Genomic DNA, 13,792 nt, shown 5'->3' with positions numbered 1-13,792 from the left:
GCACCCTAGCGCACGATATCTTACAGTCTTCGTGCGTTATGCCCCTTTTTTATACCATAGCGCACGATATCTCGCAGTCTTCGTGCGATACGACCTGATTTTGCACCCTAGCGCACGATATCTTACAGTCTTCGTGCGTGATTCTCCAATTCAAATTTCATCTTCAAGTAAAGTCTCGCTCTATTTTCTTTTTCCATGTTTTTGAGAAGCATTGTTCGCCTTCGTTATAAGCTACAACTTTATTATATAAGTAATAATAGTCTGCATCACATGTCATTGTACTAAATGTCTCTACTTCCGTATCTATATCATCATCTTTAACAATCACTTTCCAATCACATTGAACTTTGGCTGATAATGGATCATCTTCTTTAATTGTATAGACATTTAAGTTCTCTGTTCCATATGTGATATGACTATCTTTTAATGTTCTTAATCCTTCATCTGAATAATCTCTTAATTCCCATTCATTGGTCGTTAACCGCTTCGTGATATCTCTCGTTCGAGACCCTTCTCTATGAATGACTTTTTCTAGAGGCTTTGCAGTTTCTGATAAAGGATAGTCTAATTGAATTTCTTCAAAATGCTCAACTAAAGGTAATATCAATTGTGAATACTCTAAATCCACTTTTATATTTGCTATCTCTTTGCTCGGCCAAATTTGTGGCCAATATGTAGGTGAGATAGACACTTCTATTTTATGTCCTGCTGGTATTTGATAGCCTATGACATCTAGAGGTACTTCTGCATTGATATACTCGTTAATCGGTAATGTCTCTGGCGTTTCATGACTCTTGTAGTGATTTAGATTCAACTGACCTTTCGTAATCAATGTCTTCTTGCCGTTAGGATGCACGTCGGAAATACGCACATGAATATTGCCATATTCACGATCAGATTTAACATGGAGCTTTGCAACAGGTTGTCCAATGATATTCATCGTTTCACCATACGTTTCAACCATAAATGAGCATGCTAAAGCATTATCAATTGTTTGGTCATCTGGTAAGTCCCCTTCTTGGCCAAAAGGACAGAACACGCCTGAATAAAGACCATGTTGTTGATTATTTTTCAAAGTGATTTCTTGCGTCATACTACTAAAAATATCTTTCGACTTAATGTCTTCTTTCAATAAATCTAGCCATTTGCCTTCTCGATATTCGTATGAAGTTTGTGGTTCCACACTATCTTGAACATAAACAAGAAATTCATCTTTATGGTTAACATGCTCATTCGGTTCCATCCATTTGTCTAACCATGCGACAACTTCTTGTAAATATCCAAATTGAGGTCCAGGAATTGCGACGTCTGGAAATTCATGTGCCCAAGGTCCTATAATACCTTTCTTCGGAACATTCAAATGACGCATTAAACGAAACACAGCATTTGTGTAGCCGTCAGCCCAACCACTCATCGTTAATACCGGAATGGTAATGTTTGAATAATCTTCATTGATAGAACCGTGCTTCCAATAATCATCTCTTGTTTGATGACTAACCCATTCTTCCACAAACGGTGGTGTATGTTCTAAACGTTCAAGCCAATTTTCATACCATTTATCACCGAAATATTTCGGAAAAGCTGGTCGTGCATTATATGCAAACATCGTAGAAGCCCACCAAAGCATATCAGAAGCCATAAGCGTTCCGCCTTTATAATGAACGTCATCCGCGTATCGATCATCCGTTGAACATAATGAGATAATGGTCTTCAATGCTTCTGGTTGTCTCGCAGCAACTTGTAATCCGTTAAATCCTCCCCACGATTTACCGATCATTGCTACTGAACCGTTTGACCATTCTTGGTTTGTTATCCAATCTATAATGTCCAATGCATCGTCTTGTTCCTGTAATGGATACTCGTCTTCGATAATACCTTCAGAATCCCCAGTTCCCCTTATATCAACTCGAATAGCAGTATACCCAAACCCTGCAAAATATTTATGTCTAATTTCATCCCGTAAAGCAGTAAATTCATCTTTTCTATATGGTAAATATTCTAATACCGCACCTTTAGTCTTTGAGTCGGTCTTAGGTTGCCAGATTTTAGCTGATAATTTCGTACCATCTTGCATCGTTATCCAAGTATGATGAATCACTTCGATTTCATATGGAAATTGTGTTCGCTCAGTTATTTTATTATAGTCTACATCAAAAACACCCATGTAAAATCCTCCTCTATTTATCTATTACTGCTTATTATACATAATTACATATATAAAAACTGACCAGACACTTTCGTCTGATCAGTTCGTACTATTATCCATTTTGAAGTAAATACATTTTGTGATAAATGCCGTCTTGTTTAATCAATTCGTCATGTGTACCTCTTTCAACGATTTCGCCTTTATTCAATACGAGTATTTGATCAGCATCTTGAATAGTTGAAAGTCTATGTGCAATCGCTAATGTTGTTCTGCCTTTTCTCATTTTTTTTAAAGATGCTTGAATTTGCGCTTCTGTTTCTGAATCGATATTAGCAGTCGCTTCATCCAGTATTAATATTTTGGGATCACTTGCGATTGTTCTTGCAAATGCTAACAATTGTCTTTCTCCACTTGAGAATGCACTACCTTTTTCGATTACTTTATGTTCATATTTCCCAGGTAATTTATTGATAAATTGATCTGAATTTACAAATTCAGCCGCTTCTTGCACTTTTTCAAAAGTCATCGTCGGGTGATACAATTTTATATTCGATGTAATCGTTCCGTAAAAAATAAATGCATCTTGAAGCACAAGCCCAATATTAGATTTCAGTTCTTTTTTCGGTATTTGCTTAATCGATTGTTGATCGATTAGTATTTCACCTTGTTCAAATTCATAAAATCTCATAAACAAGTTAATGATTGAACTTTTACCAGAACCTGTATGCCCAACAAGTGCAACTGTTTCACCTGGATTTGCGGTAAATGATATATTTTTTAATACATCTGTTTTGCCATCGTAACTAAACGTTACATCTTTAAATTCAATTTTTCCGTCAGTAATTTGAAAATCTTGACGCTCTTGTTGCGCGGGTTCAAGCATATCATTATCGATAAGTTTAAATACACGACTCGCTGATACGAGTGCTTGTTGAAGTACGTTTAAATTTTGACTGACTTGGTTAATCGGTTCAAAGAAGCGTTCCATATATTGTACAAATGCAAATACAACACCTGCTGTAATACCACCTGAAAAGCTCAATATACCGAAGTAGCTTAATATCATAATGACAGCAAATACTGAAATCATACTGATTGCCGGTCTCAGAAGTAAGCCATCAATTTTGACTGTCTTCATATTAAACTCATAGTGCTCATCGTTAATGTCATTAAATTCTTTTTGCAATCTCTTTTCTTGATTAAATACTTGTATAATTCTCATACCTTCGATAGATTCAGCTAACTTCGCATTTAAATCTGACAAAAGCTGTCTCGCTTGAGAAAAGTATATCGCAGAATATTTTCTATAAAGTGCTAATATGACAACTATAATAGGTACAAATACAAGTGCCATTAAAGCTAATTTAAAATCTAAAATAAACATCATGACATAACTTGAAATAACCATAAATAATGCCATTAAAAATGAAGAAAATACACCGATAAACATTTCTACAATGGCTTCAGTATCATTCGTTAACCTTGATACTATACTGCCACCAGGCTCTTTATCAAAATAGCGCATGCCCAATTGGCCAATTTTATCAAAAGCATCAATTCTTAATTGTTGAATCACTTTAAAAGCTAAATATTGAAATAAGTATACATTCCAATATGTTGTTACAGCGCCAATGATTTGAACGACAAAGAATATGACAATCAGTAATGTCATATCTGATTCTGGAAATACACGTGGCGTTAAATAATCATCGATAAATACTTTTACTAAATAAGGTGTTGCAACACTTGCAACTGTCGAAATCGTCAGCATTAAGAAAGCAAGTGCAATGATACCTTTAAAGGGGAACGTATATTTAATTAATCTTTTGAGTACATCAAACTGATCTTTGGCAGTTAAATTATGATTTTGTGCCATCGTTGTCATCCCCCTTTGCCAATTCATCTAGACTACTCGCAAGTTTTTCATGTAAGGCTTGTGATTGATATGTGTCATAATACCAACCTTTAAGATTCATCAACTCTTGATGTGTACCGCGTTCAATGATTGTGCCTTCATCCATCACGATAATCATATCCGCATGACTGACAGCACTCATTCTATGAGCTGTAATAATATTCGTCTTACCTTGTCTGACGTTCTGCATATTTTCTAGTATATGTTCTTCAGTTTCTGCATCTACAGCTGATAATGAATCATCTAATATCAGTACAGGTGGATTCATGATTAATGCCCTTGCGATAGAAATCCTTTGTTTCTGACCGCCTGATAATGATACACCTCTCTCACCAACAACTGTATTGTAGCCTTCAGGAAAGCTTAATATATCTTGGTGAATATAACTAATATTACTCGCGTTATGAATAATATCATCATCGATAGTCGGATCGCTAAAGGCAATATTATTTCTTATTGAAGTCGAGAATAAAAAGTGGTCTTGAGGTACATAACCAAATTGCGCTCTTAAATGACGAATATCAAAATAACTTAATGGATGATGACCATATATAATTTCATCCGCTTCTTTCGTATCAAATTCGCGTAATAATAGTCGAATGATTGCACTTTTACCTGAACCTGTTCGACCAACAATACCTAATGTTGTCCCTTTTTCAATCGTGAAATGAATGTCATGTAATGCCACATTATCATCATTTGGAAATTTAAAGGATTTAATGTCGACGTGAATATCCCCTTCAGGAATCATATCCGTCTTAACTTCTGTATCGACATCGTTTGGAACATTGGTAATTTCATTAATTCTTTCATATGAAGCATGACCTCTTTGAACAATATTAAAGAATAATCCAAGTGCGAGCAGTGGCCAAACCATCATCCCTAAATAAGTTGTAAATGTAACAAGTTGTCCAATTGTAATATCATCTTGAATCACCATTCTTGCGCCAAAGAATATCGCTAAAAAATAACTCACACCAATTACTGACATAATCGTTGGATCAAACAATGCATCAATTTTAGAAACTTTTAAATTTTTGTATACGACATCATCACTTAGTTGCTTAAAATCTGCTTGATCGTCTTTTTCATAACCAAATGTCTTTGTAACTTTTATCCCAGCAATACTCTCTTGAGTCTTATCATTCAACTGACTAAACGCAGCTTGTGCTTTTTTGAAACCGCGGTTAAGCAATTTACCATAATAACTCGTTAATATAATCATAATAGGAAGTGGAATCATCACAATTAAAGTTAAACGCCAATCAACAGTAATTGCCATAGTAATCAGAACAGCCCCACCTGACATCAGTGAATCCGCAATTGTCAGAACGCCGCCACCTGCAGTATTCTGAACAGCTCTAATATCATTTGTAGCATGTGCCATTAAATCTCCAGTACGTCTTTCTTGGAAAAAAGAAGGACTCATCGACGTATATTTATGATACAGTCGCTCTCTTAATATCTTCCCTAACCTCATACTCGCCCCGAATATCATAATGCGCCAGTAGTAACGAAATACATATGTTAATACAGCAGCAAGAAATAAAATGATGAGATAAATAAGAAGCGTCTTTCCCGTTAAAGTATTAAAGCTAATACCATCAATCACTCGACCGATAATTTGTGGAGGCAACAAATCAATCAGCGCAACGAGTAATAAAATGAGAATGCCAAAAATATAATTTTTCCTTTCTTGTTTAATAAACCAGCCCAATTTTGCAAATACCTTCATAATCGTCCACACTCCCCTTATATCTACACAATTAAAATTTTAGCACAAAACAATCATCTGAAAATTGAAAGTTCATAATTTTCATACATTTATATAAAAATCATCCAAATGGCGTATACGGGAATATTGTAGATGAGGGAGATTGGGAGGTGTGGATGTATGAGGTTCCGAGGGAGTTCTGAGGTTCGGGGGTTCGGCGGATTGGAGGATGTATGTTGCTAGTTTGGTGGGTCTTGCAACTTACGGGCGTGCTATGTTGCTTGTTTGGGCAGTCTTGCAACTTACGGGCGTGCTATGTTGCTTGTTTAGGCTGTCTTGCAATATTCAGGGCTCCAATGTTGCTAGTCACGTTCCACTTGCAACATTCAGGGCTCCAATGTTGCTAGTCATGTCCCACTTGCAATATTCAGACCTCCAATGTTGCTAGTCACGTTCCACTTGCCATGTTAAAGATTCATATTTATCTTGTTTTACCAGTCTTGATAAATACAACGCCTCTATTTATCTTGTTTAGTCAGTCTTGATAAATACAGCGTCCCTATTTATCTTGTTTCGTCAGTCTTGATAAATACAACGCCTCTATTTATCTTGTTTAGTCATTCTTGATAAATACAGCGCCTCTATTTATCTTGTTTTACCTGTCTTGATAAATACAGCGTCCCTATTTATCTTGTTTTGCCAGTCTTGATAAATACAGCGCCTCTATTTATCTTGTTTTGCCAGTCTTGATAAATACAGCGCCTCTATTTATCTTGTTTTACCAGTCTTGATAAATACAAAGCCCCTATTTATCTTGTTTGGGCAGTCTTGATAAATACAACGCCTCTATTTATCTTGTTTCGTCAGTCTTGATAAATACAACGCCTCTATTTATCTTGTTTAGTCATTCTTGATAAATACAACGCCTCTATTTATCTTGTTTAGTCATTCTTGATAAATACAACGCTCCTAATTTTCTTGTCGACCCCATTTCTATAATTACAAACCGCTCCATCCTCCTCACCATCCCCAACATCCTCCTCACCCCATATACTTCTCCCCAAAAAGAAAGTCAGGGACATCACGCGAGGTGTCCCTGACTTTTTATTAGAATTTTAATTTATCTGGTCTATAAAATGCGATGATAATTGAAGCGATGATAAAGAATGCCATGGCTATAAATAACGGGAAGTCGATTTTAATATCGAATGCTGCTCCGGCTACTAATGGCCCTATCAAGTTACCAACACTTGTGGCTGCTGAGTTCAAACCACCTGCAGTACCTTGGTTATTACCTGCTAATTTAGAGAAGTAGTTTGTCATAGATGGTCTGATCAAATCAAATCCTATAAATATTACGAAACTGACTAACATCACAGTAATGTAGTGAGAAGCATATACAAAGGCTCCTAGAATTAACACTGAGTAAATTAATGAGAATAGCGTTAATTTAATTTCACCGATCTTACCGACAAGTTTCTCGAATAAGAATAATTGGAATATAACCCCTACTATAGCGCCACCTGTAATCGCGATAGAAATATCTTTCGGTTCAAAGCCTACTTTCTCTGCTGTATATAGTGAGAACATTGTTTCTGTAGATGCTAAACCGTATGACAATATCAACATAATAATGACTGGTACGATAAACAATTTATATGGAAATGGCTCTTTGACTTTAGGACGTGCTGTTTCATTTGAATCATCGTCACTTGCTTCTTTTAAAAGGAATACTGAGAATAACAAAGCGATGATGCCAAGTGCACCAGCAAAATAAAAAGGCATTCTATGCGAAATTTCTGCTAAGAATCCTCCTACACCCGGTCCAACTATGAACCCTGTATTAATAACGGCTGACATATAACTAAAGTTCTTTGCTCTATTTTCTGAAGTTGATAAATCTCCAATCATACCATTTACACCAGGCATGACAAACGCTGCACTAATGCCACCTAATACTCTTGAAACTAAAAGTATTGAAAATGTATTACCCATCGCAAAAATAAATTCTGAAATGGAGAATAACAGTAGGCCGATAATGATAATAATTTTTTTACCAAACTTATCTGCAAATCTTCCTCCAAACGGTGAAGCAATCATTTGGAACATTGCAAATACTGCAACCAGCATGCCTAAATCACTTCCATTTAAATCTAAATCGTGCAAAATTGTAGGTAATACTGGTATGACAATACTAATACCTAAAAACATTAAAAATATATTAAAATATAAAACGTTTAACTTATTATTCATTTTAGACCTCCTTCTTCATTACTTTTTCAAACATTAAGTGATTTTCACTATATTCTAATCTATTTATTTTGATTTGCATAACATAATGCAATCTTTAATATATACAATTTATAGTGTATAGTAACTATACAGTCAATAGGAGGAACTTAATTTATGCAAAAAATTAATCAAATACCTATAAGTGAGTTTGCAAGCTTAACAAATGTTAGCCGACAGACACTCATATACTACGATAAAATCAATCTTTTCAAACCAGATTATAAGAACGAAATTGGGTACCGATATTACTCCATTAAACAAATCGAACTTATAAGTGTGATTACTTTATTGAAAGAACTCGGCATGCCATTGAAAGAAATTAAAGAATATACACAAAATAAATCACCAGAGCACTTTTTAAATTTGATGACGCAACAGAAGAAAACAATTCAAGAACAGAAGAAGCATTTAGAATACAATGAAATGATCATTGATAGTAAAATTCAACTCATCAGAGACGCTATGGAAACATCCTTTGATCAAATTGAAATTCAAGAATATGATGAAATGACTTTCTATATCAGTGACAACATCGCGAATGCTTCAGAACTCGATTTCTTAATATCGATTAACCAGTTTATTGATGAGCTGAAATCACACGAAATTTTTTCTAGTCAGCCGATTGGTGTCGTAACGCATAAAAATGATATTTTAAGTGGTAATTACTATCATTATAGTTACCTTTACGTGAATATCCCCAATTCTAAAAAGCACTACAAAAATACCGTTACGTTAAAAGGTAAATATTTAGTCGGTTATTATATTGGCATTGATGAACATGTTGAAGAAGCTTACAACAAAATGCTAAATAAAATCGATGAATTGAATTTAACAATGGGTGAATATGTATATGAAGAATACGTATTTGATTCAGTTATTAAAAATAATGAGAATGAATATATCACTAAAATTATGATTGAAATCATATAAAAAAGCATAGACTCCGGGATATCAACTCCCAGACTCTATGCTTTTATTTTATTGGAAACATTTTAAAATACGTACCAATTTTCCATAAGTATTCTAACGGACCATATTTAAAATAACTTAACCATAAACTTGAGAATATTAACTGTATCACAAGAATGATTAAACAAAGATTCGCCGTATGTATTAAACGACAATCTGATAATCCTAATCCATAGCTAAATAATAGTATCAATAATGTTTGCCCGATATAATTCGTAAGTGCCATTTGTCCATACGTTCTTAACGGTTTCAATAATTGTTGCACGACTTTAAATTGTAATAACGTGACAAGTATACTAAAGTAACATATCGTCATGATAGGACTCAGTATTAAAATAAATTGATTTGTTAATGCGTATTGTTTCAAATATTGTGCTTCAGAAATACCTGTATATTTAATCGCTTGATAAGAAGCGCCAACGTAGATTTGATTCAAGTAATAGATGCCGATTACCGAAATGATCATCGAAATTACCGCAATAATGGCATAATACTTTCTATGCTGGAACATTTTTTGATGTAGTCCAAATTGAGCAAATGTTAAACCTAAAGTAAACAGTGGAAGCGGCATTAATATTTTCCCGCCTAAGCCAATCGCTACGCATAAGAGCACGATACCGATTATGAAGTTCACCCACTTATTCACTTTAAACAGTGGTAATAGCACTAAACCAAATATGGCGTACACGAGCAATACCTCTCCCGGTTGGAGTTGCATATGCCCTAATCCTAACAGCGCCAATATCACAATTCTTCTCAAATAAATCACATAAGGATGTTCACTTTTTGCTTTCGCACGATTAATAAAAATATAAAAACCAACACCAAATAAAAATGAAAAAATCGACATAAACTTTGATTCAATAAATATATCTAAAAACTTCTGATAACGAACTTCTACTATTGAAAAATCAAATGGTACTTGTATAATGCTCGAAACATTAAGAAAAATAATGCCTAATAAAGCAAATCCTCTAATATAATCTAATTCATAAATACGATGATTCGATGCAGTCGGGTTCATGACTTATGCCTCCTTTAATTCCTTGTTATAATTTACCATTTATACAAAGAAATACAACGAACAATATTGTCACATGTCCTGTCACATTAAAAAAGACTTAGACACCTCATCATGTCTAAGTCTCTTATAATAATTACATCTAAAACAACGTATGAATTGCTTTGTCGAAATATTTTTCAAAGTATTCATGTCTATGAATGCCTTCTTTATCTGTGATAAATGTTAAAGTCGACGCATCATTGACCTGCTTCTCTTTCACCAATTCAACCGCTTCATACGTATTCGGTACCATCCATTTTAATATATTAGGATATTCTACTCCTTCTTGCTCTCCTACATACCAATAAATATGACGTGGATATTCTATCGGTTTGCTATTTTTAATGAAATCTAAAAAGTTCGGATACCACATAGAAGCAGACATTAAGATATAACTACCGAATAAGTGCGGTCTTGTTAATAAAGCATATAATGAAACTAACGCGCCGAATGACCCACCACCGATTGCTAAATATTCCGCTTCATCAAAGATATGATAATGTTCTTTAAGAAATGGTATTAATTCAAATTCCAACATATCTAAATATTGATCAGCTTCTCCCGCATAATGTGCTTGATCGACTTGCTCTTCCCATGGTGTATATTCCCTATTTCTATCAACCGGTTCAATACCGACATACATAATATCTCGTGGCTTATCTTCTATCAGTTTATTAAATATATAATCCCCGTCTTGAACGATTACTGTCTTGAATGGTTTAGGATTTTGTTCATCATAACCAACTGGCATAGCAACCGTTACGAATCGATCATTCCATAAAAATTTTTGTACAACTTGCATAACTTTTCACTCCCGTTATATCTCTTCTTTAATTGAGAAACATTATCATTTAATACATCATACCATAAATACTATTAGTTATCATTTGCATATGAGATGGCTTTGTATCATGATAAAAATAATCTTTAAATAAATTTAACAAGGGGTGTTATTTTTATGAAAAAAGCGCTAATCGTTCTTACAGAAGCATATGCAGATTGGGAAGTCAGTTACGTTGCTGCTGAACTCGCTATGTCACACGGATTTGAAATCGATACAGTATCATTAGGTGAATCAACTGTTACATCTATCGGCCAATTAAAGACAATCGTTGACTATACAATAGATGACATTAAAGAACCTTATGATGCTTTAATTATCATTGGCGGTAACAATTGGTCACAAATTGAAAATGAACAACTCGTGCAACTTATTAAAATATCTTTAGATAACAATATCGTTGTAGGCGCAATATGTGCAGCCGTTGACTTCTTTGCACGAAATGGATTACTTACGGGATATAAACATACAGGAAATGATTTAAACCAATGGACGACTGAAAAGAACTACAAAGCCTATACAAACGCATTAGACTTTATGAATGAAGATAGTGTCGTTGATAAGAACCTTGTCACAGCAAACAGATCCAGTGCAGTAGACTTTGCATTTAATGTAATTCGTGCATTAGGTCTACTTGATTACAAAGAAGCGGAAAAACAAAAATACTTTTATAAATCAGGTTATGTATCTTATAAGATGAAATACGGAGAAATTGGATAAGAAGCGAGAAATATAAAAATAACCTTTAAGGAGTGCTCAATATGACACAACATGAAAACATTGTCACGATTGCCTCAGAATGTGGTTTAGATATTCAACCTGAATCAATTTCAATAAATGAATCAGGTCTTGATTTTCAAGTAGCATTTGCTGAAGATAGGCATGGTGTTGAATGGGTATTACGTATACCTAGAAGACCAGAAGTGTATGCGCGAACAGGCTCAGAAAAAGAAACCGTAGACTTCGTACAACAACATGTATCATTTGAAGTACCTAACTGGCAAATTCATAAAGAAACATTAATTGCATATCCTAAACTAACAGGCGTACCTGCAGCTACAATTGATCCTGAATTACAGCAATACGTATGGGAAATTGAACATAAACCCGTACCTCAGAATTTTATTGATACATTGGCAGAAGTACTCGTCGATTTACATCGAATAACAAACGAAGAGCTCGCTTCAAGTGATATTAAGACGACAACGATTGAACAAATTAAAGAAGATTATCAAGAACGTATGCATAAAGTGAAAGAAACGTTCGGTGTCTCCCCTGACTTATGGAATAGATGGCAAACGTGGTTAGAGCGAGATGAGCTCTGGCCAAATCATGTCACGATGATACACGGAGACTTACACCCAGGACATATTATGGTGGATAAAGAAGCAAATGTGACAGGTCTGATAGATTGGACAGAAGCCAGTCATGCAGACCCGTCCAATGATTTCATGGGACATCATCGTGTATTTTGCGATGAAGGGCTAGATGAGCTAATAGAAGCTTATGATAAAGCTGGTGGAACGACATGGCCACATATGAAAGAACATATTATTGAATTGAATGCAGTGTTTCCAATGTTTATCGCTGAATTTGCACTTGCTTCAGGAGAAGCGGCATATGAGAAGATGGCAAAGAAAGAATTAGGCGTTGAGGAGTAAGATAACATTAAAAAAAGGTTAGCTCGTATGAGCTAACCTTTATATATGTGTTGCAAAGAAATTATTTAAGATGGTTAATTGTTCCGGTACGCTATTTCTTGAAACTTCAGGATGTGACGTAATATGTTTATCTGGTAAGTTGATTTTGTAAATCTTAGATGCATCAATACGATCTGTCTGTTTATAATACAGTTCAACATTTTCACTACATATCACGTATTTCGTATGTTCATTGCTATCATCTAAATGTTGATTAATTTGAGGCACTAAATCGTCATTTCTCAAATCCTTTAAGAACCTTCTATCCTTCTGCTCTAACGCACCACCAATATTCACAATTGGATCTACTGCTAAAGTATTCATATCCAGCGCCGTACCGTGATAAATCGCACCCGTACCGCCTTTAGAACCACCGTAAAGTACAACATGCTCTTTATCAATATTAAGTTCTTCCATCACCTTTAAAATCGTACTTTGAATTTCCTGCTCATATTCAGGATAATTCGTCGTACTAATATAATGCGAACCATGTGATACATTTAAATCCATTATTCTTAGAGTATAAACATTCTTCACGAGACTTCTCTCAATACCATCAAAGAACTTAGGAAACATCCTGTTCGGAATCAACGAACTATCATATCGCTTAGCATCTGGCATACAAGTAAAAATAACAAGCAACTTCTTAGGCACCTCATCATTTACCTTCCTACCAACCGGCTCATCTAACGTATAGAAAATATCCTTATTTCTAATTAAATCTTTTCTCTGAAATAATTCTTGAACATCAGAACGCTTATAGAACTTAGAAATCGTCTTTTGATGAAAATACAAAATATAATCATTAGCCAAGATTTCTTTATACATTTCATGTAGTTTACGATCCTGTCTAGCTAACTGAATAAAATTCGAACTACTACCCGTATCAATTTGAATACGCTTTTGATTCATAAAATCAATAGGCTCATGAAGCGCATAGATTTCTTTAGGTTTATTACGATCCTTCGAAACAAACCTCCCCTTATCAAACAAATAAGCCATAAATATCCCAACCCCCATTTTAGTATTAAGCTTTATATCTCTCACGTCGTACTAAAAAAGAAATGTTTGTTATAGCTTAACATATTGGGGAATTCTTATAGAAAGAATTATATAAAAAGCGTGCAATTATCCCTATAATTATAAGTGACT

10 protein-coding genes are annotated in these 13,792 nt (G+C 34.6%); 3 read left to right on the top strand and 7 right to left on the bottom strand.

The genetic code is table 11. From position 1 onward, the window contains the following. Positions 1-163: 163 nt before the first annotated feature. From LQ677_RS11730 to norA, 4 genes are all read right to left on the bottom strand, one after another. The gene (locus LQ677_RS11730) at positions 164-2,164 is read right to left on the bottom strand and encodes a CocE/NonD family hydrolase (protein ID WP_239748885.1); all 2,001 of its coding nucleotides are present in this window, start codon (positions 2,162-2,164) and stop codon (positions 164-166) included. 94 nt (positions 2,165-2,258) lie between these two features. Next, complete coding sequence (locus LQ677_RS11725; RefSeq protein ID WP_239748884.1) at positions 2,259-4,022, bottom strand: ABC transporter ATP-binding protein; 1,764 nt, start codon at positions 4,020-4,022, stop codon at positions 2,259-2,261. Next, positions 4,006-5,796, bottom strand: a complete 1,791-nt coding sequence (locus LQ677_RS11720; protein ID WP_191836373.1) for an ABC transporter transmembrane domain-containing protein — start codon at positions 5,794-5,796, stop codon at positions 4,006-4,008. Before LQ677_RS11720 ends, LQ677_RS11725 begins: the two co-directional genes overlap by 17 nt. 1,086 nt (positions 5,797-6,882) lie before the next feature. Next, the gene (gene norA, locus LQ677_RS11715; protein ID WP_159316379.1) at positions 6,883-8,028 is read right to left on the bottom strand and encodes a multidrug efflux MFS transporter NorA; all 1,146 of its coding nucleotides are present in this window, start codon (positions 8,026-8,028) and stop codon (positions 6,883-6,885) included. 153 nt (positions 8,029-8,181) lie between these two features. Between norA and LQ677_RS11710 the strand changes: the two genes are divergently transcribed. Next, entirely contained in the window at positions 8,182-8,997 is an 816-nt protein-coding gene (locus LQ677_RS11710) for a MerR family transcriptional regulator (RefSeq protein WP_239748883.1), read from the top strand. A 43-nt stretch (positions 8,998-9,040) separates the two neighbouring features. Here LQ677_RS11710 and LQ677_RS11705 read toward each other — a convergent pair whose 3' ends face one another. Together LQ677_RS11705 and LQ677_RS11700 are read right to left on the bottom strand one after the other, a co-directional pair. Further along, positions 9,041-10,060 carry a DUF418 domain-containing protein gene (locus LQ677_RS11705; protein ID WP_196307969.1) on the bottom strand — a complete coding sequence of 340 codons (1,020 nt, stop codon included), beginning with the start codon at positions 10,058-10,060 and terminating at the stop codon, positions 9,041-9,043. A gap of 139 nt (positions 10,061-10,199) precedes the next feature. After that, positions 10,200-10,901 carry an alpha/beta hydrolase gene (locus tag LQ677_RS11700; protein WP_239748882.1) on the bottom strand — a complete coding sequence of 234 codons (702 nt, stop codon included), beginning with the start codon at positions 10,899-10,901 and terminating at the stop codon, positions 10,200-10,202. A gap of 156 nt (positions 10,902-11,057) precedes the next feature. Here LQ677_RS11700 and LQ677_RS11695 point away from each other — a divergent pair, with 156 nt between their 5' ends. Then, complete coding sequence (locus tag LQ677_RS11695) at positions 11,058-11,660, top strand: DJ-1/PfpI family protein (protein ID WP_239748881.1); 603 nt, start codon at positions 11,058-11,060, stop codon at positions 11,658-11,660. 41 nt (positions 11,661-11,701) lie between these two features. Further along, a complete protein-coding gene (locus LQ677_RS11690; RefSeq protein WP_239748880.1) occupies positions 11,702-12,601 on the top strand; it encodes a macrolide 2'-phosphotransferase in 900 nt (299 codons plus the stop codon). Positions 12,602-12,640: 39 nt separating this feature from the next. Here the strand turns inward: LQ677_RS11690 and LQ677_RS11685 are convergent, their stop codons facing one another. Beyond that, positions 12,641-13,642 carry an accessory Sec system protein Asp2 gene (locus LQ677_RS11685; protein ID WP_239748879.1) on the bottom strand — a complete coding sequence of 334 codons (1,002 nt, stop codon included), beginning with the start codon at positions 13,640-13,642 and terminating at the stop codon, positions 12,641-12,643. Between the last annotated feature and the right edge of the window lie 150 nt (positions 13,643-13,792).

The sequence above is a fragment of the Mammaliicoccus sp. Q-M61 genome, assembly GCF_022386055.1.
GTDB classification, from domain to species: Bacteria; Bacillota; Bacilli; order Staphylococcales; family Staphylococcaceae; genus Mammaliicoccus; species Mammaliicoccus sciuri_A.
The sequence above is the reverse complement of the archived record's forward strand: the minus strand, read 5'-3'. Positions and strand labels throughout refer to the sequence as shown.